General features: G+C 73.1%; 20 protein-coding genes. 11 read left to right on the top strand and 9 right to left on the bottom strand.

From position 1 onward, the window contains the following. On the top strand, positions 1-749 hold a 749-nt coding region (locus KUM32_RS23470), incomplete at its 5' end, for a DUF5701 family protein (protein ID WP_254406014.1). Positions 750-948: 199 nt separating this feature from the next. Here the strand turns inward: KUM32_RS23470 and KUM32_RS23465 are convergent. Beyond that, a complete protein-coding gene (locus KUM32_RS23465; RefSeq protein WP_217143915.1) occupies positions 949-2,166 on the bottom strand; it encodes an MFS transporter in 1,218 nt (405 codons plus the stop codon). 101 nt (positions 2,167-2,267) lie between these two features. Between KUM32_RS23465 and KUM32_RS23460 the strand changes: the two genes are divergently transcribed. From KUM32_RS23460 to KUM32_RS23450, 3 genes are all read left to right on the top strand, one after another. Beyond that, positions 2,268-3,284, top strand: a complete 1,017-nt coding sequence (locus KUM32_RS23460) for an ArsR family transcriptional regulator (protein ID WP_217143914.1) — start codon at positions 2,268-2,270, stop codon at positions 3,282-3,284. Beyond that, positions 3,281-3,802, top strand: coding sequence for a glutathione peroxidase (locus tag KUM32_RS23455; protein WP_254406013.1), 522 nt, complete (start codon positions 3,281-3,283; stop codon positions 3,800-3,802). Before KUM32_RS23460 ends, KUM32_RS23455 begins: the two co-directional genes overlap by 4 nt. Before the next feature lie 86 nt (positions 3,803-3,888). Next, on the top strand, positions 3,889-4,767 hold the full coding sequence (locus tag KUM32_RS23450) for a MerR family transcriptional regulator (RefSeq protein WP_217143913.1): 879 nt from the start codon (positions 3,889-3,891) through the stop codon (positions 4,765-4,767). Positions 4,768-4,901: 134 nt separating this feature from the next. Here the strand turns inward: KUM32_RS23450 and KUM32_RS23445 are convergent, their stop codons facing one another. From KUM32_RS23445 to KUM32_RS23435, 3 genes are all read right to left on the bottom strand, one after another. After that, complete coding sequence (locus KUM32_RS23445; protein ID WP_217143912.1) at positions 4,902-5,093, bottom strand: DUF397 domain-containing protein; 192 nt, start codon at positions 5,091-5,093, stop codon at positions 4,902-4,904. Positions 5,094-5,316: 223 nt separating this feature from the next. Next, positions 5,317-6,174: a helix-turn-helix transcriptional regulator gene (locus KUM32_RS23440; protein WP_217143911.1), complete on the bottom strand. Its 858-nt coding sequence runs from the start codon at positions 6,172-6,174 to the stop codon at positions 5,317-5,319. Between the two features lie 307 nt (positions 6,175-6,481). Next, the gene (locus tag KUM32_RS23435; protein ID WP_217143910.1) at positions 6,482-7,240 is read right to left on the bottom strand and encodes a GPP34 family phosphoprotein; all 759 of its coding nucleotides are present in this window, start codon (positions 7,238-7,240) and stop codon (positions 6,482-6,484) included. Between the two features lie 190 nt (positions 7,241-7,430). Here KUM32_RS23435 and KUM32_RS23430 point away from each other — a divergent pair, with 190 nt between their 5' ends. The 3 genes from KUM32_RS23430 to KUM32_RS23420 all read left to right on the top strand — a co-directional run bounded on the left by KUM32_RS23430 (position 7,431) and on the right by KUM32_RS23420 (position 14,083). Continuing rightward, entirely contained in the window at positions 7,431-10,076 is a 2,646-nt protein-coding gene (locus KUM32_RS23430; protein ID WP_254406011.1) for a D-alanyl-D-alanine carboxypeptidase, read from the top strand. Between the two features lie 190 nt (positions 10,077-10,266). Then, positions 10,267-12,246, top strand: coding sequence for an MFS transporter (locus tag KUM32_RS23425; protein WP_217143909.1), 1,980 nt, complete (start codon positions 10,267-10,269; stop codon positions 12,244-12,246). Positions 12,247-12,493: 247 nt separating this feature from the next. Next, positions 12,494-14,083 (top strand): sodium:solute symporter family protein, encoded by a 1,590-nt coding sequence (locus KUM32_RS23420; protein ID WP_217143908.1) that lies wholly within the window; start codon positions 12,494-12,496, stop codon positions 14,081-14,083. A 36-nt stretch (positions 14,084-14,119) separates the two neighbouring features. On the opposite strand, the gene KUM32_RS23415 is transcribed toward KUM32_RS23420, so the two are convergent. The 3 genes from KUM32_RS23415 to KUM32_RS23405 all read right to left on the bottom strand — a co-directional run bounded on the left by KUM32_RS23415 (position 14,120) and on the right by KUM32_RS23405 (position 16,908). Further along, positions 14,120-14,530, bottom strand: a complete 411-nt coding sequence (locus KUM32_RS23415; protein WP_217143907.1) for a VOC family protein — start codon at positions 14,528-14,530, stop codon at positions 14,120-14,122. A 248-nt stretch (positions 14,531-14,778) separates the two neighbouring features. Further along, entirely contained in the window at positions 14,779-15,894 is a 1,116-nt protein-coding gene (locus tag KUM32_RS23410) for an ADP-ribosylglycohydrolase family protein (RefSeq protein ID WP_217143906.1), read from the bottom strand. A 117-nt stretch (positions 15,895-16,011) separates the two neighbouring features. Beyond that, positions 16,012-16,908, bottom strand: a complete 897-nt coding sequence (locus tag KUM32_RS23405) for a LysR family transcriptional regulator (RefSeq protein WP_217143905.1) — start codon at positions 16,906-16,908, stop codon at positions 16,012-16,014. 119 nt (positions 16,909-17,027) lie between these two features. Between KUM32_RS23405 and KUM32_RS23400 the strand changes: the two genes are divergently transcribed. The 3 genes from KUM32_RS23400 (at position 17,028) to KUM32_RS23390 (ending at position 19,349) form a co-directional block, all read left to right on the top strand. Beyond that, positions 17,028-17,375 (top strand): DoxX family protein, encoded by a 348-nt coding sequence (locus KUM32_RS23400; protein WP_217143904.1) that lies wholly within the window; start codon positions 17,028-17,030, stop codon positions 17,373-17,375. A 290-nt stretch (positions 17,376-17,665) separates the two neighbouring features. After that, positions 17,666-18,739 carry a tyrosine-protein phosphatase gene (locus tag KUM32_RS23395; RefSeq protein ID WP_217143903.1) on the top strand — a complete coding sequence of 358 codons (1,074 nt, stop codon included), beginning with the start codon at positions 17,666-17,668 and terminating at the stop codon, positions 18,737-18,739. A 103-nt stretch (positions 18,740-18,842) separates the two neighbouring features. Then, positions 18,843-19,349: a DUF2165 domain-containing protein gene (locus KUM32_RS23390; protein ID WP_217143902.1), complete on the top strand. Its 507-nt coding sequence runs from the start codon at positions 18,843-18,845 to the stop codon at positions 19,347-19,349. Here the strand turns inward: KUM32_RS23390 and KUM32_RS23385 are convergent. Together KUM32_RS23385 and KUM32_RS23380 are read right to left on the bottom strand one after the other, a co-directional pair. Continuing rightward, on the bottom strand, positions 19,333-19,896 hold the full coding sequence (locus tag KUM32_RS23385) for a hypothetical protein (protein WP_217143901.1): 564 nt from the start codon (positions 19,894-19,896) through the stop codon (positions 19,333-19,335). The genes KUM32_RS23390 and KUM32_RS23385 overlap by 17 nt on opposite strands. A gap of 100 nt (positions 19,897-19,996) precedes the next feature. Next, positions 19,997-22,600, bottom strand: a complete 2,604-nt coding sequence (locus tag KUM32_RS23380; protein ID WP_217143900.1) for a bifunctional FO biosynthesis protein CofGH — start codon at positions 22,598-22,600, stop codon at positions 19,997-19,999. 186 nt (positions 22,601-22,786) lie between these two features. Here KUM32_RS23380 and KUM32_RS23375 point away from each other — a divergent pair. Then, the coding region (locus tag KUM32_RS23375) for a CehA/McbA family metallohydrolase (protein WP_217143916.1) at positions 22,787-24,024 on the top strand (1,238 nt) is incomplete at its 3' end.

The raw sequence follows: 24,024 nt of genomic DNA, 5'->3' as shown, positions 1-24,024 counted from the left end.
CGGAAGGAACCCGCTCGACCGGCCGGACGCACTCCGCCGCCACCGCCGTCTCCCCCACCGCCCCCGCCACCGGCTCCCCCGCCTTCGACCCCGCCGCCGAGTTCGACCGGCAGGTCCGTACGCTCATCGCGCTCGGCTACCCGGCGCTCTCCGGGCGCACCCCGGAGCAGTTCGCCGAGCTGGTGGCGCCGTTGCGTGCCGAGGCCGTGGCCCACGCGGGCACCGCGGCGGAGGGTGCGGACGCCCCGTACGACCCCGCCGTCACCGGCCGGGTGCCGTTCGTCCTGGTCGTCGGCCGTGAACTCGCCCCGATCGAGCGGACGATGCCGCTGACCACGCTGCACGGCGGCCGGCTGCCCGGGTTCGTCGACCGCTCCTTCGAGCCCGGCTCCCTGGAACGGTTCGTCGCCACGCAGGAGGCCGCGCCGCCCGGCCGGGACGGCGTCCACCTGCTGTGCGACGTCGACCGCGGGGAGGAGTTCTGCGGGGTCGTGCCCGACGACGCGATGGCCACCATCGCCGGACGGGGGCGCGGTCCGCTCACCATCGAGGAGGGCATCGCGCTGATGACCCACGCCCCGCAGGTCCTGGTCAAGAACAAGTGCTTCTCGCTGGGCGGTTCCCGGTCCGGCGACCGCCGGGTCCCGGCGATCTGGATCAGCCGGAAGGCCCCGAAACTCGGCTGGTGCTGGGCGGGCAACCCGCACACCTGGCTCGGCATGGCGTCCGCGGGCGCCCGCCGCGCCTGAGGACGCGCCCGGCCGCCGCGGGCCCCGTCCTGGACGTCCCCGTCCCGGACGTCCCCGTCCCGGACGTCCTCGCGCAGGGCGTCCTCGCGCAGGGCGTCCGGGGCGGGCGGGCGTCGGAGCGTCCGGAAGGCGGGCACGCCCGGCCGGTCCCGGGCCTCCCCCGAACACGCCGACCGGGACACGCTCCCGGCGCCGGGCCTCATCCCGCCGCACGGACCGCCCGCGTCGGCCACAGCCCCCCGTCCTCCGCGTGCCGCCGGCTCGTCACCGTCAGCGTGAGTGTCACCGCGAGCGAGGCGAGCGCCATCACGGTCATCGCCGTCGCCGGAGAGGTGAACTGGGCGACCGTGCCCGCCAGGGCCGCGGCGACGCCCTGCGCCGTGAGCATCCCGGCGGAGTGCAGCCCGAGGGCGTGCCCGGAGAGTTCGTCGGGGGTCAGCGCGACCAGGCGTTCCTGCTGCACCAGGCTGGCGCCGAAGCCCACGGAGGCCAGAGCGACCAGGACGGCCGTCAGCGGCAACGGCGGGCGCAGGAAGAGGACGAGGTACGGCGCGGCCAGCAGCACCAGCAGCGGGACGCCCAGGCGCGGGCGCAGCCGGGCCGGCAGCAGCCGGCCGACCGCCACGTCCCCGGCCAGCATGCCGAGCGCGGCGCAGGCGAACAGCGTGCCCGCGGCCCGGGGGTCGTAGGACACGTACAGGGACTCGCAGCCGACGACGAGGCCGTTGGGGATCCACAGCGCGAGATAGACGTGCCGGCGCGGCGCACAGGACCACAGCAGGGCGTTGGTGCGCCGGGTGGCGGCGACGGACGGGCGGCCCGAGGCGCGCGGCGGACGGCGGGTCAGCCGGAGGGCGAGGCCGGCCGCGGTGGCGTAGAGACCGGCCGCGAGCAGCAGGCACACGCGCGGCGACAGCACGGTCAGCAGGGCGCCACCGGCCGCGTACCCCGCGATCTGCAGGAGGCCGTTCATCATGTTGAAGACCGAACGCCCCGTCAGGTAGCTCTCCTTGGAGAGGATCTCGTTCAGCAGTCCCCAGCGGACCCCGCCGCCGAGCGAGGCGATCAGGCCCTCGACGAGGACGACGGCGAACATCGCCCAGACCGGCAGACCGGGCAGCGCGAGGACCGCGGTGGCGGCGGCGAAGGCGAGCGAGAGGCCCGCCAGCGTCGCGCGCGGGGCCAGCCGGTCGGCGCCGGAGAGGAAGAGCGTGGCGCCCAGCACCTGTGCCAGCGCCGGGCCGAACATGCTCACCGCGGACAGCAGGGGTGAGTTCGTCGCCCGGAACACCAGCGTGCCGAGCGCCAGACCGCTCACCGTCTGGGCGGCGGTGCCCGCCGCGGAGGAGAGGACGAGGGGGCTGAACTCCGGGGTGCGGAAGAGGTCCGCATAGCTCTTGCGGCTCGTGTCTGGCATGCCGGGAGTGTGCGACGGTCCGGGAAGGCGCCGTTATTCTTTCGCGCGGACGCGAAAGGTGGGGGCGCGAGCGGGCCCGGTCGGGGCCGGACGGGGGCGGCATGGGCTGGTGGCAGGTCAACGCCGACACGCTGGCCCGCAGCCGGTTCGTCCTGTCGCCGCTGGCCGAGACCTTCGCCTGCCTGAAGCTGCTGCACGCCGAGGTGGCCGCGCACCCCGGTGAGCGGGCCTGGCTCGACGCCCACCTGCCCGGCTACCGGCGTCGGCTGGCGGACGACCCGGTGACCGCGCTGCTGGTCCGCTCGGGGCTCGGCCGGAAGTGGATCGCCGACTTCCTCACCCCCACTCCGCGCGAGGGCGAGACCTTCGAGGAGGGCGTCGCCCGGATCCGGTCGGCCCGTCCCGACGAGGCCCGCGCCCATCTCCGCCTCTCCCTCGCCGGCCCGCTCCCCGCCGCCCTGGACCGGGACGACCTGCCCCGTCGTGCCGCCGCTCTGCTGGAGTACGTCTGGACGCGGACCGTACGGCCGGACTGGGACCGGCGCCGTCGCGTCCTGGAGGCCGACGTCGTCGCCCGGATCGCGCAGGTGGGCCGGGGCGGCTGGGCGGCCGTGCTGGACGCCCTGCGACCGGGCACCCGCTGGCTCGGCGACAGCCGGCTCCAGATCAACCTGCACGAGTACCCGCCGCGTCGCCTCTCCGGGGCCGAGCTGATCCTCGTACCGGTCACGGCGCAGCGGCACGGCTGGGTGTCGTGGGAGGACGAGGACGCCGCGCGGTACGCGGTGGTCTACCCGTGCGCCGGTGCCCTCGCGGACGACGGCGCCCGGGCCGTGCCCGCGGCCCTGGGCGCGTTGCTCGGCCCGGCCCGGGCGGGGGTGCTGGTGCTGCTCGGCTCCCCCATGAGCCCCAGCCAGCTGGTCGGGGTGACGGGGCAGGGACTCGGCTCGGTCGGGCGGCACCTGCGGGTGCTGCTGGACGCGGGGCTGGTGGAGCGGCGGCGGGCGGGCCGGTCGGTGCTGTACTCGCGGACGGCGGCCGGGGAGGTGCTCGTCGAGACGGTGCGGGGCGGGTGTGAGGCGGGCGGGACGGCGAGCGGGGCTAGCATCCGTCCATGACGACCTCTGAGAACGCGCAGCACGACGACGGCCTCCCCCTCGACGTCGAGATCGGCGCCCTCCAGGGCGGGACGGCCGGCCTCGCCCAGTACGCGGGCCGGGTGGTCCTGGTGGTCAACGTGGCCTCCAAGTGCGGGCTGACGCCGCAGTACGCCGGCCTGGAGCGGCTGCACGAGCGGTACGCGGAGCGGGGCTTCACCGTGCTCGGCGTGCCCTGCAACCAGTTCATGGGGCAGGAACCGGGCAGCGCCGACGAGATCGCCGAGTTCTGCTCGTCGACGTACGGCGTCACCTTCCCGATGACCGAGAAGGCGGACGTCAACGGCGAGGGCCGGCACCCGCTGTACGACCGGCTGACCGGATTCGCCGACGCCGAGGGGCACAGCGGTGACATCCGCTGGAACTTCGAGAAGTTCCTGATCGGGCGGGACGGCAGGGTCGCCGCCCGGTTCGCGCCGCAGACCGAGCCGGAGTCGGCCGAGGTGGTGGCGGCCGTGGAGGAGCGGCTGGCCGGCTGACCGGCCAGAGTGACGGGGAGGGGTGGTTGACCTTGCCCCTGGGACAAGGCCGAGCGTCGTCGTCGCCGGGCGGAACAGGCCGTCCGGTGACGGAGGACGACGCTGTGGACGATGCACGCGACGACGAGTTGCTGACCATCGGGGCGTTCGCCGCGCGAGCCCGCCTGTCGGCCAAGGCCCTCAGGCTGTACGACCGCCTGGGCCTGCTGGCGCCCGCCCGTGTGGACGAGGTCACCGGCTACCGCTACTACCGCGCCGGGCAGAGCGGGCGCGCCCGCCTGGTGGCCCTGTTGCGCCAGTTGGACATGCCGCTGGCGCGGGTCGCCGAGGTGGTCCACGCGGAAGGGTCCGAGGCGGCCGGTCTGCTCGACGCCTACTGGGCGGAAGTGGAGGCCCGGGTGGCCGGGCAGCGGGCGCTCGCCGACTACCTCTGTGCACGACTGTCGGGGAGGAGCTCCGAGATGTACGGGAAGTTCGTGGTGGAGACGGTCGACGTGCCCGAGCAGGTGGTGATCAGCGAGACGCGGCACACGCTGGCGGGTGAGCTGCCGACGTGGATCGGCGCCTCGCTGGCCCGGCTGGAGGAGGCGGCCGGGGTCTGCGGGGGTGTGACGGCGCCGCCCTTCGTCGTCTACCACGCCGAGGTGTCGATGGAGAGTGACGGCCCGGCGGAGTCGTGCGTGCCGGTCGCCGACGAGGCGGCGGCGCGGTCGTGGGCCGAGGGACAGGGGCGGGCCTGGCAGTCGCAGGTGCGGGTGGTACCGGCCGGGCGGCTGGCCTACACCCGGATCACCAAGGCCCAGGTGGCGCATCCGCAGATCCTGGCCGCTTACGAGGCGGTGGAGGAGTGGATCGCCGCTCGGGGGCTGGCGGTGGCGGGGCCGTGTCGTGAGGTGTACTTCGCCGACTGGGAGGCTGCGGGGCCCGAGGACCCGGTGTGCGATGTGGCGTTCCCGGTGTCATGAAGGGCGTCGTGAAGGGTGTCGTGACCGGTGAGGTGACGGACACCCGGACGACCTGAACAGAGCCCTCTCGGCAAGGTCGGCGAACTGGTCGAGAGGGCTCCGCCTGCGGTCTGGGTGGGCGGCGCGGGGAGTGGCTACTCCTTGACCGAGGTCACGAAGGCGTTCCACGCGGCGGCGGGGAAGGCCAGGACCGGTCCCTCGGGGACCTTGGAGTCACGGACGGCCAGCGCCTCCACGACCGGTGACTTGACCTCGACGCAGGCACCATTTCCTCCGGAGTAGGAGGACTTGGTCCACGTTTCCGTCGCGCCCTGAAGAATTGCCATGTCTGCTCCGATGGCGAGTTGCCGAGTACGGTCGCCGCGCCGCGGGTCCACGGGACCGCGGCGCGGATTACGCCAATGTCTTGTGATCGTTGGCGTGATCGACGCTACTCGCTGACCTCCACCTCCGGAGCGGCCGTTCACCCGACCGGATGGCATATTCCAGTGCGTCTTCCAGTGCAACGCGGCAGGGGTGTAGCATCCCGCCCCTTCTTGCCCAACAGCCTCAGCGCGCGTACTCCTTCGCCACGTTCTCGATGCACTGCCGCGACTGCTCCACGTTCAGCGCCTGGGCCCTCAGGTGCTCGTACATCACCGTGTACTTCTGCACGTCCTGCGCCTTCTCCAGGTACAGGTCGCTGGTGACGCCCTCGATGTACACGACGCTGGAGTCGGACGTGTCGGTGAACTCCAGGATCGAGTACTGGCCGTTGATGCCGGGGTGCGCCCCGACGTCGTACGGCAGCACCTGCACGGTGATGTGCGGGAGCTGCGACATCTCGGCGACGTGCTCCAGCTGTTCGCGCATCACCTGGCGGCTGCCCACCGTCCGGTGCAGGCAGGCCTCGTCGAGGACCACCCACAGCCGCAGCGGGTTGGTGTCGGCGGTGACGCGCTCCTGACGCCGTATGCGGACCTGCACCCGCTTCTCGATGTCGGCGACCGACGTCTCGGGCAGGGCGCCCTGGATGAGCGCCTCGGCGTACGGCCGGGTCTGCAACAGGCCGGTGATGATCTGGGGTTCGTAGGTCCGCAGCGACTCCGCGTCGGTCTCCAGACCGATGTAGACGCTGTACGGGATGTCACCGAAGGCGTGCCACCAGCCTTGCTGGCGCGAGTCCTTCGCCATCTGCATCAGCGACTCGACGACCCGCTGGTCCTCGACCTCGTAGACTCCGCACAGGTCGCGGACGTCCCGCTGGCTGATGCTGCGACGGCCGTTCTCCAGGCGGCTGATCTTGGACTGCGAGACCAGCAGCCGCTCCGCCACCTCCTCGGCCGTCAGGCCCTTCTGCTCGCGGAGGCGGCGCAGCTCCTGGCCCAGCCGGCGCCGCCTGACGGTGGGATTGACATTGGACGCCACGGAACGCGCACCTCCGGCTGCGTGACTCATACTTGCCACTTTGCGTATCTGCTGCTGAGCAGACTGCCACCAAGGCGCTTGTCAGCGCTGGGAAACGGTCGATATGCGCCGCGTACACGCCAGTTCGGGACGCCACCCTCGCACATGGCCGCGCGGGGCGGCGGGACCGTACCGCCGTCCGGGCGTGCCGGACGTACGGTCGGTCCCGCCGCCCCGCGCGGACCTGCGGCTCCCGTGACCGGGTCTTGGGGACTGGTGGTGCGGCGGTGCGGTACTGCGGTCGTTACGGCGTGCGTCGCGGTGCGGCTCAGTGGGCCACCGCGCGCGCCATGGATCCGTGGCGCGGTTGCGCCGGAACGCCGCGGGCGGGTTCCGGGGCGGGCCTCGCCCCCGGTCCGGCGGCCTGTCGGCCGGCCGGGGCCGGGCTGCGGCGTGGCTGGGCCGCCGCGCCGTTCTGGACGTCCATCACCGCGTGCGCCACCAGGCCGCCCATGGGGTCGTGCCTGATGAGGTCCCGCAGGCGGGACCGCGACGAGCGTCCTTCGTTGCCCGGGTAGAGGTGCTTGCCGAGCCCGACCGCGTGGGCCAGGGCGGCGAGCGCCGCGGTCCGCGGGTCCGGCGGTACGCCGGTGCGGATCGCCGAGTCCAGCCGGGCCTTGATCTCCCTGCTGATCGCCGTGTCCGTCGCCTGATAGCGAGTCGTCGGCAGCACCCCGCACATCTGGCCCTCCACGGCATGCACCATGCCGCATCGCTCCAGATGCGAGAGGTAGGTCTGGCGCAGCCCCAGGCGGGGCCCGCCGATCCAGTTGACCGCCCGTACGGGAGCGCCACGCCTTCGCAGCAACTCCAACGCGCAGTCCAGTGTCGGATCTCCAGTCGGCCGTGGTGCCACCACGGCGATACGATCCCCGTCTGGGGCTATCCGTCCGGCCAGCGCCAGCTCCACCAGCTGTGCTCCGGCCAGACCGAGGTCGAGCGACTGCGGCTGCGCGGTGGTACCCGTGGTCGGGTCCAACGCCAGCAGCAGAAGCTCCTCCGGAAGTGTTCTGCGGCTCCTGCCCATCCATGCCTCCCCGCGTGGATGACAGACAGGGTGACCCCTCTCACATTGGTCTGTCGAGGGTGCGTGACCGCTTCGTAGTGGAACCAGTAGGTATGTCGTTCTCGTCTACCGCTTGGGTTCTACCCGTACACAGGACACTGGTACATGGTTCGGTTCGCGGTTCGTTGGCCGTACGCGAGACGTGCGGCGCATGGAGGAGGCATCGGTGGCGGGCGAGTCCCCCGACAGGTCGAAGCAGCGCGGGTCGTCGGAAGAACCGACGTCGGGGAGCGCGGGTCCGGTTCCCGAAGCCAGGACCGGGGCGAGCGAGGCGGGTGATCCGCGGCTGGCGGTGACCCGCGAGGGCACGAAGCCTTCGGCGTCCGCCGGTTCGCGTGGTGGTGTCGACACCGCCGCCCGTGTGCTGTCGGTCCGTGACACGGAGGCCGAGGACGGCTCCTCCGACGCCTCCGTCCCGCCCGAGGGCGACAGCGGCGAGCCGGGCACCCCCGGCGACGGCCGGCTGCGCGACGCCGTCGCGGCCTGGGTCACGACGGCCGAGGAGCGTGCCGCCGCGAACGCGGGGCGCGAGGACGCGGACGACGCGGAGGCCGCGGCGGAGGACACCGAGGACGCCGGTGCGGCCGAGGACGCCTCCAGGGCCCCGCGGGAGCCCGCGGACGGCCCGGAGAAGGCGGCCGACGGCCGCCGGGCCTCGGCCCCGGAGCCCGACGCCGACACTGAGCCCGACGCCGACACGGACGAGCGGGCCACCGCGGGCCGGAAGGACGCGGAGGCCGTGGCGGCCGCGGAGGCCGTGGTGGAGGACACCGAGGACGCCTTCGAGGCCCCGCAGGGACCCGCGGACGGCCCGGAGAAGGCGGCCGACAGCCGCCGGGCCTCGGACGCGGAGCCCGACGCCGACACGGACGAGCGGGCCGCCGCGGGCCGGGAGGACACCGAAGCCGCGGAGGCCGACGACGCCGGTGCCGGCACCCCTGCCGGTTCCGCGACCGACGCCGCCGCGGGGCGCGAGGGCGCCGCAGACGCCTCCCGGGAGGGCGCCGGGGGCGCCGGGGGCCCCGACGCGTCCAAGGGCCCGCAGAAGCGCGCGGACGGCCCGGAGGAGGCGGCGGACAGCCGTCGGGCTCCGGGCGCGGACTCCGACGACGACACCAACGCCGACGGCGAGGGCGGCAGGCCCCCCGTCGATCAGCCCACCGCCGTCTTCAAGGCCCCGCGGCCCCCCGCGCCCGCCGTCGACCAGCCGACGACCATGCTGAAGCTGGGCGACGCCGCCGCAGCCGCCAAGAAGGCGGCCGAGAAGGCGGGCGGAACGGGCGGATCGAGCAAGGCCGACGGCGAGGCCGAGACCGACGCCGAGCGGACCAGCAAGTTCGTCGCGCTCCGGAACCCGGACGACCCGGCGACGCGCAGGCCCCCGCAGCGCCCGTCCGAGCCCTCCAGTACGGCCCCCGAGGCGACCCCCAAGGCCTCGCAGGCGCCCCGCGCCGCGGCCACCCCCGCCCTGCCGTACATGCAGCCCGAGCACACCACGCAGCAGCCGCTGCCGCCGAAGCCGCCGCTGGACCTGCTCGCGGAGCTGACGAACACCCCGCCGCCCCCGGAGACCCCGCTCCGCACGACGGTGCGCCGGGTCAAGATCTGGACGCCGTTGGTCATCCTGCTGGTGATCGTCTTCGGCATCGTGCAGGCCATGCGTCCGCTGCCCGCGCCGGAGCTCGACCTCACCGCGCAGGAGAGCTTCACCTTCGAGGGCGGCAAGCCCGAGATCCCGTGGCCGTCCAGCGGGCAGGCGGCACTGGACGTGCAGGGCATCGGCACGTTCGGCTCGTCCGGCGAGCAGAAGCCCGTGCCGATCGCCAGTGTCGCCAAGGTCATGACCGCGTACGTCATCCTGCGCGACCACCCGCTCAAGAGCGGCGCCGAGGGTCCGGACATCCCGATCGACCAGGCCGCCGAGGACCAGTCGGACGCGGGGCAGGAGTCGACCGTCCACGTGTACAAGGGCGACGCGATCTCCCAGCGCGAGGCACTGGAAGGCGTCCTGATCGCGTCCGCGAACAATGTGGCGCGGCTCCTCGCCCGCTGGGACGCGGGGTCCGAGAAGGCGTTCGTGGACAAGATGAACGCCGCCGCCAAGGACCTCGGCATGACCAACACGACGTACACCGACCCGTCGGGTCTGAACGACACGACGGTGAGCACGGCCGTGGACCAGGTGAAGCTGGCCAAGGCGGCGATGAAGGAGCCCGCGTTCCGTGAGGTCGCCGCGATGATGTCGTACGACGACTACAAGGGCGAGAACCACCCCAACTGGAACCAGCTGGTCGGCAGCAACGGCGTCGTCGGCATCAAGACCGGCACCACCACCTCCGCCCTGGGCAACCTCGTCTTCGCGGCGAAGAAGGAGGTCGGCGGCGAGACGCGGACCATCGTCGGAGCCGTGGTGCGCCAGCCGGCGGGCGGCAAGGACAACACCATCCTCGGTGCCGCCCTGGACTCCAGCGACAAGCTGATCCGGGCCGCGCAGGACGCCCTGGAGTCGTCGACCATCCTGAAGAAGGGCAGCGTCGTCGGATACGTCGACGACCGTCTCGGCGGCCGTACTCCGGTCGTCGCCACCAAGGACGTCAAGGCCGTCGGCTGGGCGGGCCTGACGGTCAGGCTGACGTTCCAGGCGGACGAGGTGCCGCACACGGCGAAGGCCGGCACGCGGGTCGGTACCCTCACGGTCGGCGACGGCGGGGCCAGTGGCGCGGTGCAGGTGCCCGTGGCCCTGCAGACGGACCTCGACGAGCCGGCCCTCATGGACCGGCTGACCCGCCTGGGCTGACCACCGGTCCGCCGGCGACCCACCGACGCCACGCCCCCGCGGCAGGTCCGCCGCGGGGGCGTCCGCGTCCCGGCGGCGGGAAGCCACCGCGCGCGGGTGCGTGCTAGCGTCACGAAACGGGGCAGGTCGCCGGTCGCAGGAACGGGACACGGCCGAGAAGCAGAAGACGGGACACGGGGAGTGCCTTCAGGTGGCCACTGCGGAGCCGACACGCGCCGACGACGCCGATCCGGGCTCGGGAGCCGGCCCTCGACCACGCGTACCCGCGCCCCGCGCGGACAGCGGGGCGAGCGGGACAGCCGGTCGTGGGCGGACGGGCGGCGACCGTGCCCCTGAGCCCGGCCGTGCCGGAGCGGACGCCCCGAAGGGCGCTCCGCCGGAAGCCCGACCTGAAGCCCGGCCGGACGCGCATCCGGAAACCGGAACCGAAGCGCCGTCCGCGGTGAGGACCGCCTTCCTGGCCCTGCGCGAGCGCATGCTGCGCCACCCCGTGGTGTCCGTGACCGCCCTGGCCGGTGTCCTGCACATCGTCTGGTTCTTCACGTTCGCGAACAGTGGTGGCGACCTCGCCGCGCAGGACGCGTGGGCGGAGTTCGTCGGCCGGCATCCGGACTCGGCGTACAACCTCGCCTGGTACGGCGGCATGCACCCGGTGTCCTACAGCGTGGTCTCGCCGTATCTGATGGCGGTGCTCGGCGTGCGGACGACGATGATGATCGCGGGGACGCTGTCGGCCGGGCTGCTGACGGTCGTCCTGATCCGCAGCCGGGTGGTCCGCAATCCGCTGTGGGCGTCGCTGGCGGGCCTGTTCGGGCTGCTGGCCAACGCGATATCGGGGCGGGTGACGTTCGGGCTGGGCATGATGTTCGGTCTCGGCGCGGTCGCCGCGGTGTTCTGCTGGCCCCACCGCTGGCGCCACGAGCGCTGGGCGAAGGCGCTGTGCGCGGCGCCGCTGGCCGCGCTGGCGACCATGTCCTCGCCGGTCGCGGGCCTGTTCGTGGGCCTGGTGGCGGCGGCCCTGTTCCTCCAGAAGCGGCGCCCGGGCGCCTGGGCGCTCGGCCTGGCCCCGAGCGCGGTCGTCGCGCTGTCCGCCTGGCTCTTCCCCTTCTCCGGCACCCAGCCGATGGCCTTCGGTTCGACGGTCCTGCCGCTGTTGTTCGCGGTGGTGGTGTTCGTGTCCGTGCCGCGCGCGTGGACGACCGTGCGCATGACGTCGGCGATCTACGGTCTGGCCGTGCTGCTGGTCTGGCTCATCAGCTCCCAGATCGGCTCCAACATCACGCGCCTCGCGATGCTCTTCGCCGGGGTGGCGCTGGTGGCCGCGCTGCCGTTCGCGGTGCCGCGCTCACGCAAGTGGTACACGATCGTGGTCGCGCTCGTCGCCTTCGCCGGCTGGATCGGCTTCAAGTCGGGCGACGACATCGTCCACACCACGCCGGCCGCCTCCTGGGCGCGCGAGGTGGCGCCGCTCGTCAACGCGTTGCAGGAGGTCGGCGCGGAGCGGGGCCGCGTGGAGGTCGTACCGGCCCGCTCGCACCGCGAGGCCTCGGCGCTCGCGCCGTACGTGAACCTGGCCCGCGGCTGGAACCGCCAGGCCGACATGAAGCGCAACCCCCTCTTCTACGACGACACGCTCAACTCGGCGAACTACCGCGAGTGGCTGCGGCGCTGGGCCGTGCACTACGTGGTGCTGCCCAAGGGCGAGCCGGACGGCGACGGCGGCCAGCGGGAGCGGGCCCTGGTGCAGCGGGGCCTGCCGTACCTGAAGCAGGTCTGGGGCAACGGCAACTGGCAGCTGTTCCAGGTGACCAACCCGACGCCGCTGGCGGAGCCCCACGCGGTCGTCCAGCGCGCCGAGCAGGGCGAGTGGACGATCGACGTGGAGCGGCCGGGCCGCATCCTCATCCGGATGCCGTACTCGCCGTGGCTGAGCATCGTCGACGCCGAGGGCAACAAGCTCGAGCCGCCCCAGGAGACGGAGGCCTCCAAGAACGGTCCGGAGGGCTCGCCGAAGACGTACGACAACGTCAACGGGTGCCTGGCGGAGACGGAGGAGACCGCCGAGGGCGACACGTGGACGACGCTGATCGCCCCCGAGGCGGGCACGTACCGGCTGGCGGCACCCTACGGGCTGCAGCGCGGCACGCCGTGCCCGGACGAGCTGAAGTAGGCGCCGGAGCAGGGAGAACACAGGCCGGGCGGGGTGGCCGCCCCATCCCCGTCGCGTTCATGTAGGTGAACCAAGGTCAGCAAGCCGAACCTTTTTACTTCCTCTTGACCCTCCCCTTTCTTGTCGTGCCCGCGTCCACGCAACCACGATGAGCGGGCACTTCGCGGCCTGCCTCGCCCCTACCCCGCTCGTGCGAAGTGCCAACCAGCTGAGCGGAGTTCACAAGGCGGACCCCGGAAGGGGGCACATGAACGGTCTCGACTGGTCCGTGCTCATCGGCTACTTCGCCGTCATGGTGGCGATCGGCGTGTGGTCGCACAAACGCGTGGACAACGTCAGCGACTTCTTCACGGCCGGCGGCAAGATGCCCTGGTGGCTCTCCGGCATCTCGCACCACATGTCGGGGTACAGCGCGGTGATGTTCACCGGGTACGCGGGCATCGCCTACACCTACGGCGTCACGTCCTTCGTCACCTGGTCGTTCCCCATCGCGCTGGGCATCGCCATCGGGTCGAAGCTGTTCGCGCCGCGCATCAACCGGCTGCGCTCACGACTCCACGTGGCCTCTCCCCTGGAGTACCTGAAGAACCGGTACAACCTGCCCACCCAGCAGGCCCTGGCCTGGTCAGGCATGCTGCTGAAGATCGTGGACGTGGCCGCGAAGTGGGCGGCCATCGCCACGCTGCTGTCGGTCTTCACCGGCATCAGCATCAACCAGGGCATCCTGATCACCGGCGTGATCACGGGCATCTACTGCACGATCGGCGGCCTGTGGGCGGACGCGCTGACCGAGCTGGGGCAGTTCGTCATCCAGTTGCTGGCCGGGGTCGCGATGTTCGTCGCCGTCGTCATGGAACTCGGCGATCACGGCGGCTTCTTCGGTGTCTGGGACGAGCCCGCCCTCCAGGGCCACGGCAAGCCGCTGGTCGGCCCGTACGGCACGGTGTTCCTGCTCGCCTACCTCTTCATCAAGCTCTTCGAGTACAACGGCGGCATGCTCAACCAGGCCCAGCGCTACATGGCCACGCCCAACGCCCGTGAGGCCGAGCGGTCGGCGCGGCTGTCGGCGGTGCTGTGGCTGGTGTGGCCGCTGGTGCTGTTCTTCCCCATGTGGATGTCGCCGCTGCTGGTGGAGTCGCAGAAGCCGGACGGCTCCGACTCCTACGCCCTGATGACCGAGCAGCTCCTGCCGCACGGCCTGCTGGGCCTGGTCATCGTCGGGTTCTTCTCGCACACCATGGCCATGTGCTCCTCGGACGCCAACGCCATCGCGGCCGTGTTCACCCGTGACGTGGCGCCGGTGCTGTCGGCGCGGGCCCGGGCGTGGGGCGAACGGTCCGGGCTGGTCGCGGCACGGCTGACGACGGTGGTCTTCCTCGGTCTGTCGATGGCGGTGGCGACGCAGGTCGACTCGCCGACGTTCAAGGACATCATCACCGTCGTCATCAAGTGGGTCGCCGGGCTGATGGGCCCGATCGCGATCCCGATGATGCTCGGCCTGCTCCGCCCGTTCCGCCGCTCGGGCCCGACGGCCGCGCTCACCAGCTGGGCGCTGGGCCTGCTCGCCTTCTGGCTGGTCAACTACCCGATCAGCTGGAACGTGGAGGGCGGGGTGCCGCTGGAGTACCAGGTGTCGATCCCGCTGGCGGTGTCGCTGGTCCTGTACGTCCTGGTCGGCTTCCTGAAGCCGGAGGACACACCGGAGCGGCTCGCGATCATCGAGCGGGTCAACACGGACGGGGACGACGACGCCTTCGGCGCGGCGGCCGCGATCCCCACGCCGACGGGCGGGGTGGAGGACGCGGTGGGACGGACCCGGACCGGCCCCGGGGCGTGAGCGGCCGGTGCCCCGGCGGCCGGGGCACCGGAGGGCTCAGCGCGCTTCCTGGATGCGGATCTGGTTGCCGGCGGGGTCACGGAAGGCGCAGTCGCGCATGCCGTACGGCTGCTCCGTCGGCTCCTGGACGATCTCCGCGCCGCCGGCCCGCAGCTTCTCGAAGGTGCCGTCGAGGTCGTCGGTGGCCAGGAGGATCCACCCGTAGGTGCCCTTGGCCATCATCTCGGCGATCGTACGGCGCTCGGCGTCGGTGATGCCGGGGTCGACGGCCGGCGGCGACAGGAGGAGCGAGGTGTCGGGCCGGCCGGCGGGTCCGACCGTGATCCAGCGCATCCTGCCCTCTCCGACGTCCTTGCGGACCTCGAAACCCAAAAGGTCGCGGTAGAAGACCAGGGCCGCGTCCGGGTCGTCGTGCGGGAGGACGGTGGTGTGAATGCTGAGGTCCATGGCCACCACGCTAGCCGCGCTCCGCTGTCCGGCGCGTCCCGAACCGGACCGGCCCCGGCCGCCTCTCCGGAGCGGGGCCGGCGTCTCATCGGGGCCGGCGTCTCATCGGGGGCGGCTCGCCACGAACGCGCGCTCGCCGTCCGTAGCGCCGGGCCCCTGCCGGCGACCGGGGCACCAGCGCGCCCGACCGCCCGGCCGGCTCCGTCACCGCGGCGCCCCGCCCGCGGGAGTCCGCCGGCGGGCGGCCGTCAGCCGCGTGGGTAGCGCGTCAGCCAGGCGGGGGACGAGCCGGTCGGGCCGTGGAGTGCGGCGCCCTGGGTCATCTCCATGGCGAAGTCGTCGGCCAGTTCCAGGATGGTCGGGCGGCCCTCCAGCTCGGCCGTCCAGGCCGGCGGGAGGGCCGTCTCGCCGTGCAGGGCGCCGAGCAGCCCGCCCGTCAGGGCCCCGGTCGCCGCGGACGGGCCGCCGTGGTTGACCGCCAGCCGCAGCCCGTGCCGTACGTCCTCGCCGACCAGCGCGCAGTACACCGCGGCGGCGACCAGTCGCTCCGCCGTGCCCTCGCCGACCAGCTCGGTCACCCTGGCCGGGGTCGGCAGCCCCTGCCGTACCGCGCCCAGCGCGTGCTGCAGGGCGTCCGCGACGGCCTGCTGCCCGGGCCGGGCGGCGAACAGCGCGAGCGCCCGCTGCACCGAACCGTCCAGGCTCCCGCCGCGCGCCACCCCGTGCACGATCACGGCGTACGCGCCCGCCGTCAGGTAGCCGGTGGGGTGGCCGTGGGTCTGGGCGGCGCACTCGACGGCGAGCTGGGCGACCAGGTGCGGCTCCCAGCCGACCAGCAGCCCGAACGGCGCCGAGCGGGCCGCGGCCTCGGGCCCACGCTCGCCGGGGTTCTTCGGTGCCTGGGGCGTACCCATCGTCTCGTCACCGAGGCCGAGCAGCAGCGCGCGCGTCGGGCCCCGGCGGACGTACAGCCACTCCTCGCGGGCCAGCCACCCGTCGTCCTCGCGCCGCAGGTCGGGCCCCCAGTCGCGCTGGGTGGCGGCCCAGCGCCGGTACGCCCGGTGCAGGTCGGTCGGCGGGTGCCAGGCGCCGGTGTCCCGGCGTACCTGGGCGCGGATCAGACCGTCCACGGAGAACAGGGTGAGCTGCGTGTGGTGGGTGACCGCGCCGCGCCGGCCGTGGGCCGGGGCCAGGTCGGCCAGCCCTTCCGGACCGTGCGCCTCCCGGATGCCGTCGAGGTCCAGGCCGTCGACGGGCGCGCCGAGGGCGTCGCCGACGGCCACCCCGAGCAGCGTCCCGCGCACCCGGCTGCGGAAGTCCTGCTGCTCGGCACGCCCCCAGACGGCACCGGCTGACGCACCCACCGGGACCTCCCCTCGGCACTGTCCGCGCGTACGGTCCGCACCTACGACGTCCAGCACTGTATGCGAACAGAGGTGATCGATTCAGGGGCGGAACGGGCTGGAACGGTGTGGAAACGTTCACGTGACGACGCGTGTCTCGCGGCAGCAGCGGACGAAGTCCTGGACCACGGGGTTGTCGTCGTCCGCGGGTGCCCAGGCGACGGCGACCCTGCTGGGGCTCACCCCGGTGACGGGACGGTAGACGACGCCGGGGCGGCTGTAGAAGCGGGCGGCGGATTCGGGGGCGAGGGCGATGCCGTATCCGTTGGCGATCGCGCTGAGCCAGTCGTCCGGCTGCTCGGTGACCGCGCCGACGCGGACCGGGTGGCCGTCGCGTTCGTCGGCGGCCAGCCAGTGGTCCCGCCACCGGCCCGTCGCGGGCGGGGCGGCGACGAAGGGCTCGTCCCACAGCTCGCGGAAGGCGATCGTCCCGCGGGCGGCCAGGGGGTGGGTCGCGGCCAGCGCGACGCAGCGGGCTTCGCTGAACAGCGGCAGCACCCGCAGCGCTTCCTGGCCGGGGAACGGCAGACGGACCAGGGCGACGTCGACGTCCGCGTCGGCGAGTCCCGCGGACGGGTTCGACCAGGCGGCCTGCCGCATCTCGGCCCGCCAGCCCGGCCGGCGCCGGGCGAACTCGGCGACGATCGGCTGCGTCGCCTCGTTGGCGGCGCTGGCGAGGAAACCGACCCGCAGGACACGGGCGGCACGGCTCGCCGCGGTCCTCGCCTCCCGCCGCGCCGCCTCCCACCCGGCCAGCAGCGCGGGGACCCGTTCCATCAGCGCCCGCCCGGGCTCGGTGAGGGCCATGCCGGTCCTCGACCGCGTGAACAGGTCCACTCCGAGGCCGGCCTCCAGCTGCCGGATCTGCTTGGTCAGCGCGGGCTGAGAGACGAAGAGCCGTTCGGCGGCCCGGGTCAGGCTCCCTTCCTCCGCCACCGCGACGAAGTACCGCAGCAATCGGGTGTCCACGTCCATTCCGCCAGGTTATAGAGGCAGGTATTGGACGTCGCGGTACGCCACGGCCAGGCTTGACTCAGGGCTGCGGACAGCGACTCGCCGCGGCTCGCGGGGGTCTCGGCCGAAAGGGGAAGCGCGTGTTCACCGCCTACGTGACCGTCACCGTCATCGCGATCGTGGCGAACGCCGGGATCGCCGTCGCGGACCTGACGCGGGCCCGGTTCGTCCTGGCCAACTCGGCCGAGGTGGAGGTCCCCGCGTCGTGGATACCGGGGCTGGCGGCGCTCAAGGCCGCCGGCGCCGCCGGGCTCCTCGCCGGCCTCCTGGGCGCCAGGCCCCTCGGTGTCGCCGCCGCGGTCGGTCTCGTCCTCTTCTTCATCGGCGCGGTCGCCGCGCACCTCCGCGCGCGGGTCTTCCACACCATCGCGTTCCCCGCCGGGTACCTGGCCCTGAACGTGGCCGCGCTCGCCCTGGTGACCGGGTGAGCCGAGAAACGTGAGCATGTCGGCCGGATCTGTCCCCAGGCCGCTCATGTGAGCCGGTGAAGGACACTTTCCGGCTGAGTGTTCGCGTTCTCAGCCGGGTGGGCCAGGCCGGACGGCGACGGACGCCGCCGCCGTCCACGTCCGCGGCTCGGAGGACACCGCCCGCCCCGCCTCCCCCTCACCGACGCCTGCCGGACGGAGTCCGCCGGCACGGACCCGACACCCGGCTGACGGCCGTGGTTCACGGCCGGTTCGCCGGCCGCCCGTCCGGGCGCCGAACGATGCCGACCATGACCCAGAAGACACGTGCCGGCATGGCGGGCCTCCTGTCGGCCGCCGCACTGCTCACCGGACTCACGGCGCCCGTCGCCACGGCGGCCCCGGCGTCCCACGCCCCGCGGGCCGCGCGGCACATACCGTTCACCGAGGCCGAGGTGACGGCGCGGGACGACGGCTCGTACACGGTCACCTGGAAGGCGCCCGGCAACCGGCACGTCGCCGTCCGCGCGAACGGCCGCACCGTCGCCACCGGCGGTTCCACCGGCACGGTCACGGTGAAGGGCCTGCCCGCCGCCGACCGGCAGTGGTTCACGCTCGTGCCCGAGCGCGGCAGCGGCCTGCGGCTCGCCGACCGGCTGATCAGGCTGGAGGGAACGGTCAACTTCCGGGACGCGGGCGGCTACCGCACCAAGGACGGCCGCTGGGTGCGGATGGGTGCGGTCTACCGCACCGACTCCCTGGACAAGCTCACCGACGCGGACCTGGCCAAGCTGGAGCGGCTCGGCATCTCCGTCGACTACGACCTGCGGACCACCTCCGAGCGGAGCACCGCGCCCGACCGCCTGCCCGAGGGTGTGCGGTACGTGGTGGCGAACGTCGTCGGCGACGATTCGCCCCTGTTCGACATGCCGAGGACGGCCGAGGAGGCCGCCCGGATGATGATCGAAGGTGAGAAGTCGATGGTGAGCGGCGAGTCCGCGAAGACCGCGTACGCGACGGTCTTCGGCGGGCTGGCCCGCGACGCCGACGGCTCGCTCTACCACTGCACCGCCGGCAAGGACCGCACCGGCTGGGCGAGCGCCGCGCTGCTCACCGCGCTGGGCGTGCCGCGCGAGACGGTGATGAAGGATTACCTGGCGTCCAACGACTACCGCGCGGAGGCCAACGCCGCCGCCCTGGCCGCGATGCCCGCCGACCAGGCCGCGGTCTACAAGCCGATGCTCGACGTCCGCGCCGAGTACCTGAACTCCGGCTTCGCGGAGGTCGCGGAGGAGTACGGCTCCTTCGCCGCGTACGAGAAGCGGGCCCTCGGCCTCGACGCTCGGGAACTGCGCGCGCTGAAGGCGGAGCTGCTGGTCGGATGAGCGCCGGGCCCGCGGGGTGACGTTGTCGGCGGAACGCTTCGAAGCGATCACGTTCCCGGACCCTGCGCGCCCTGGGCGGGCCGTGCTTCGCCATAGTGCTCCCATGGCCAACACCCAACGCACCCTGCCTCTCGCAGCCACCGCCCTCACCGCGGTCCTCGCCCTCTACATCACCCTGGTCGCCTTCGGGAACATCACCGACTTCGGCACCAACCAGCAGTTCGTGCGCCACGTCCTCGCGATGGACACGACCTTCAAGGACGACGACCTGATGTGGCGGGCGATCACGAACAAGGGCGTGCAGGACGCCGCGTACGTCGCGATCATCGCGTGGGAGACGGTGGCCGCGCTCGTCCTGATCCACGCCACCTGGCTGTGGATACGCCGGGACCACGGAGCCGCGCGGCGCATGACCACGTACGGCACGCTCATGCTGATGCTGCTCTTCGGGGCCGGGTTCATCGGGATCGGCGGCGAGTGGTTCGCGATGTGGCAGTCGTCGGACTGGAACGGGCTGGACGCCGCCACCCGGGTCTTCCTGATCAGCGGGGTCGTGCTGGTCGTGGCGCACCTGCCCTTCGGGCGGGCGGAGGTTACGCCACCACAGTGACCTTCGTGCCGGACGTCGCGAACTCCCAGAGCGCGTCGCCGTCCGCCTTGGGCAGCCGTATGCCGCCCGTCCTGGCGCCGGCGGCCGGCGGAGGGGGCGAGGAGCCGTCCACGGCGTTGGAGAAGGCGACCCAGACGCCGTCCTCCTGGGTGAAGTACACGATCTGCTCGATCCGCACCCCGTCGGAGCCCTTCGTCGGGTCCTGGCGGCGGGTGCCGACGCTGTACGTGCCGGGGTCCGGGTCGACGGTGCCCGGCCACACGACGAAGGTCCGCCGGGTCGCGTCGCTGGCGTCCACCAGCCACACCCGCTTCTGACCGACCGAGTAGACGATGCGCCGCCCGGTGCCGGAGCCGTCCGGCACCCGGGCCGGCGCGGTCGTCTTCGGCGTGGGGTGCGCGCCCGACGACACCGAGGGGCTGGGCCTGGTGACCGCCGCGGTGGGGTGCGGGCCCTGGTCCGCCTGTACGGCCAGGACGCTCACCGCCGCGATCGCCCCCACGGTCAGACCGGAGACCCAGGCCCACGAGGGAAGTCGGGCTGGCACGGGCACGCATCTCCTCAGCTACGAGAACCCCGACACACCGGGGGCCCGATCATCGTACTGCGCGCGTGCCCGGGCCCCCGCTGCCCGTACCGTCAGTCCGTCAGTCCAGTACCGGCAGCAGTTCGGGCAGGTGGCCGTCGGAGGCCGTCGCCGCCCGCTGCCGTTCCTCCGGTACCGGGCCGTACAGCGTCGTGCGGGGCTTCGCCGGGCGGCCGGCCGCGTCGGCGACCGCGATCAGGTCCTTGACCGACTTGTACGAGCCGTACGAGGAGCCCGCCATGCGGGAGATCGTCTCCTCCATCAGGGTGCCGCCGAGGTCGTTCGCGCCGGAACGCAGCATCTCCGCCGCACCCTCCGTGCCCAGTTTCACCCAGCTTGTCTGGATGTTCGGGATCCAGGGGTGCAGGAGGAGACGGGCCATCGCCGTGACCGCGCGGTTGTCGCGCGTCGTCGGACCGGGGCGCGCGATGCCCGCCAGGTAGACCGGCGCGTTGGTGTGGATGAAGGGGAGCGTCACGAACTCCGTGAAGCCGCCCGTGCGCTGCTGGATGCCGGCGAGGGTGCGCAGGTGGCCCAGCCAGTGGCGGGGCTGGTCGACATGGCCGTACATCATCGTGGACGAGGAGCGCAGGCCCAGCTCGTGGGCCGTCTCGACGACCTCGATCCACGTCGCCGTCGGCAGCTTGCCCTTGGTCAGGATCCAGCGGACCTCGTCGTCGAGGATCTCCGCCGCCGTGCCGGGGATGGAGTCCAGGCCGGCCTCCTTCGCCGCGCTCAGCCACTCGCGGACGGACAGGCCGGTGCGGGACGCGCCGTTGACGACCTCCATCGGCGAGAAGGCGTGCACGTGCATGCCGGGGACCCGTTCCTTCACCGCCCGCGCGATGTCGAAGTACGCCGTCCCGGGCAGGTCGGGGTGGATGCCGCCCTGCATGCAGACCTCGACCGCGCCCACGTCCCACGCCTGCTGGGCGCGGTCCGCCACCTGGTCCAGCGACAGCGTGTACGCGTCGGCGTCCGTGCGGCGCTGGGCGAAGGCGCAGAAGCGGCAGCCGGTGTAGCAGACATTGGTGAAGTTGATGTTCCGGGTGACGATGTACGTCACGTCGTCGCCGACGGCCGACGCGCGCACGTCGTCGGCGACCCCGCACAGGGCGTCCAGGGCGGCGCCGTCGGCGTGCAGCAGCGCCAGCGCCTCGTCGTCCGTGAGCTTCGTCGGGTCGTCGGCCGCCGTGACGAGGGCGGCGCGTACGTCGGTGTCGATGCGTTCGGGGGCCATGCCGGGCGCCGCCGCCTCGCGCAGGGCGCCCCAGTCGCCGTACACCTCGTCGAAGTCGTCGCGGCGGTCGGAGGTGCGGCCCTCGGTGTCGATGGTCGCGTGCAGGTCGGTGCGGCCGGTGGCGGTGAAGGCCTCGTCCGGTTCCTGCCAGGCGTGGCCCTCGACCACGGCGTCCTCCCGCGCCAGGCCCGTCGCCGGGTCGGCGAGGGCCGCCACGTGCGGGCGCAGGCGCGGGTCCAGCCAGGGCTCGCCGCGCCGGACGAACTCCGGGTACACGCACAGCCGTTCACGCAGCTCGAAGCCGGCTGCCCGGGACCTCTCGGCGAGTTCGTCGATCTGCGGCCAGGGACGCTCGGGGTTGACGTGGTCGATGGTGAGCGGGGAGACCCCGCCCCAGTCGTCGATCCCCGCGCCGATCAGGCGCTCGTACTCCGAGTCGACCAGGTTGGGCGGGGCCTGCAGGCAGGCGGAGGGGCCCATGATGTGCCGCGCCACCGCCACCGTGGCGACCAGTTCGTCCAGCTCCGCGTCCGGCATGCCGCGCATCGCGGTGTCCGGCTTGGCGCGGAAGTTCTGGATGATCAGTTCCTGGATGCCGTGGTAGGCGCGGGAGACCTTGCGCAGGGCGAAGAGCGACTCGGCGCGCTCCTCGTAGGTCTCGCCGATGCCGATGAGGACACCGGAGGTGAAGGGGACGGAGGAGCGTCCGGCGTCCTCCAGGACGCGCAGCCGTACGGCGGGCTCCTTGTCCGGCGAGCCGTGGTGCGGGCCGCCGGGCTCGGACCACAGGCGGGTCGCCGTCGTCTCCAGCATCATGCCCATCGACGGGGCGACCGGCTTGAGCCGCTGGAAGTCCGTCCAGGTCATGACGCCGGGGTTGAGGTGCGGGAGCAGTCCCGTCTCCTCCAGGATGCGGATGGAGATCGCGCGGACGTACGCGATCGTGTCGTCGTAGCCGTGCGCGTCGAGCCACTCGCGGGCCTCGGGCCAGCGGTCCTCGGGCTTGTCGCCGAGCGTGATCAGCGCTTCCTTGCAGCCGAGGGCGGCGCCGCGCCGGGCGATGTCGAGGACCTCGTCGGGGGACATGAACATCCCGTGCCCGGCGCGGCGCAGCTTGCCGGGGACGGTGACGAAGGTGCAGTAGTGGCACTTGTCCCGGCACAGCCGGGTCAGCGGGACGAAGACGCTCTTCGAGTACGTGATGACGCCGGGACGTCCGGCGGCCTCCAGGCCCGCGTCCCGGACCCGGGCGGCGGACGCGGTGAGGGCGTCGAGGTGCTCGCCGCGGGCCTGGAGCAGCACCGCGGCCTCGGACACGTCGAGGGCGACACCGTCCCGGGCGCGTTTGAGGGCGCGACGCAGGGAGTTCTCGGTGGGACCGGTGGGGTCGGTGGGGCCGGTTCCGGAGGTCGCGGAAGTCGTCATCCTTCGAGCATACGAGCGGGGTGATCAGGGCGCGGGTTCCGTCCCGACGGCCCACCGCGCGGTTCCCGGCTCTCAATCCGCCGAACCCCTTTCCTTGCACGGCAGTTCACGGCTCAATACGAGGGTTGCACGCACCACCCCTGCACCACCGATGTCATGGCACTGACGACACCTGGGAGCAGCAGCATGTGCGAGGACGACCACGCCGGCACCGGCCCGGGCCGACGCGCCCTGTTCGTGACGGGAGCCGCCGCCGCGCTTACGTTGGGAAGCGTGAGCTTCGCTTCGGCGGAAGGCCAGGACGGCCGGGACGGCCAGGACGCCCGGGACGCCCGGGGCCGGCAGACCAGAACCGTCCGCGGCACCCTGCCGCCCGGTTCCCCCGACTTCGTGTACGTCCCGGTCGAGGTCCCGTCCGGGGTCCGGGAGATGCACGTCGCCTACACCTACGACCGCCCCGCCGTACCGGCCGGCACCCCGGGCAACGCCCTCGACATCGGCCTCTTCGGCGAGCGCGGCACCGACCTGGGCGGCCGGGGCTTCAGGGGCTGGTCGGGCGGGGCGCGCACGGAGTTCTTCGTGCGGGCCGACGAGGCGACGCCGGGGTACCTCCCGGGGCCCGTGCGAGCGGGCGTGTGGCACATCGCGCTCGGCCCGTACACGGTGGCCCCGCAGGGACTGTCGTACGAGATCACGATCACGCTGACCTACGGCGAGCCGGGCGAGACCGTCCGGCCGGTGTACCCGCCCGAGCGTGCCAGGGGGCGGGGCCGCGCCTGGTACCGGGGCGACTGCCACCTGCACACCGTGTACTCCGACGGCCGCTACACCCCCGCCGAGGTCGCGGCGCTCGCGCGGGCGGCCGGCCTGGACTTCATCAACTCCTCCGAGCACAACACGCACTCGGCGCACGCCCACTGGGCGGACCTGGCCGGGGACGACCTGCTGATCATGCTCGGCGAGGAGGTGACGACGCGCAACGGTCACGTCGTCGCCCTCGGCACCGACCCCGGCACCTTCGTCGACTGGCGCTACCGGGCCCGCGACAACCGCTTCGGCCGCTTCGCCCGCCAGATCCGCCGCGCCGGCGGCCTGGTCGTCCCGGCCCACCCGCACGCCACCTGCGTCGGCTGCAACTGGAAGTTCGGGTTCGGGGAGGCGGACGCGGTCGAGGTGTGGAACGGGGCCTACACGCCCGACGACGAGGTGGCGCTGGCCGACTGGGACAGCATGCTGGTCGCCTCCGTCCGCGACGGGCGGGACGGGCGGGACGGGCGGGAGGGCCGGGCCTGGATCCCGGCGATGGGCAGCAGCGACTCCCACCGCGCCCCGGACGCCATCGGGCGCCCGCAGACCGTCGTCCTCGCCGACGACCTGACCCGTCAGGCGATCCAGGAGGGCATCCGCGCGGGACGGTCGTACGT

The organism is Streptomyces sp. AC627_RSS907, assembly GCF_019049165.1.
The sequence above is the reverse complement of the archived record's forward strand: the minus strand, read 5'-3'. Positions and strand labels throughout refer to the sequence as shown.

Coding starts and splice junctions, on each gene's coding strand:
- KUM32_RS23395 (WP_217143903.1), top strand. CDS start 17,666: ATGACCCAGAAGACACGTGCCGGCATGGCGGGCCTCCTGTCGGCCGCC.
- KUM32_RS23390 (WP_217143902.1), top strand. CDS start 18,843: ATGGCCAACACCCAACGCACCCTGCCTCTCGCAGCCACCGCCCTCACC.
- KUM32_RS23415 (WP_217143907.1), bottom strand. CDS start 14,530: ATGGACCTCAGCATTCACACCACCGTCCTCCCGCACGACGACCCGGAC.
- KUM32_RS23455 (WP_254406013.1), top strand. CDS start 3,281: ATGACGACCTCTGAGAACGCGCAGCACGACGACGGCCTCCCCCTCGAC.
- KUM32_RS23380 (WP_217143900.1), bottom strand. CDS start 22,600: ATGACGACTTCCGCGACCTCCGGAACCGGCCCCACCGACCCCACCGGT.
- KUM32_RS23465 (WP_217143915.1), bottom strand. CDS start 2,166: ATGCCAGACACGAGCCGCAAGAGCTATGCGGACCTCTTCCGCACCCCG.
- KUM32_RS23445 (WP_217143912.1), bottom strand. CDS start 5,093: ATGGCAATTCTTCAGGGCGCGACGGAAACGTGGACCAAGTCCTCCTAC.
- KUM32_RS23460 (WP_217143914.1), top strand. CDS start 2,268: ATGGGCTGGTGGCAGGTCAACGCCGACACGCTGGCCCGCAGCCGGTTC.
- KUM32_RS23405 (WP_217143905.1), bottom strand. CDS start 16,908: ATGGACGTGGACACCCGATTGCTGCGGTACTTCGTCGCGGTGGCGGAG.
- KUM32_RS23420 (WP_217143908.1), top strand. CDS start 12,494: ATGAACGGTCTCGACTGGTCCGTGCTCATCGGCTACTTCGCCGTCATG.
- KUM32_RS23435 (WP_217143910.1), bottom strand. CDS start 7,240: ATGGGCAGGAGCCGCAGAACACTTCCGGAGGAGCTTCTGCTGCTGGCG.
- KUM32_RS23430 (WP_254406011.1), top strand. CDS start 7,431: ATGGAGGAGGCATCGGTGGCGGGCGAGTCCCCCGACAGGTCGAAGCAG.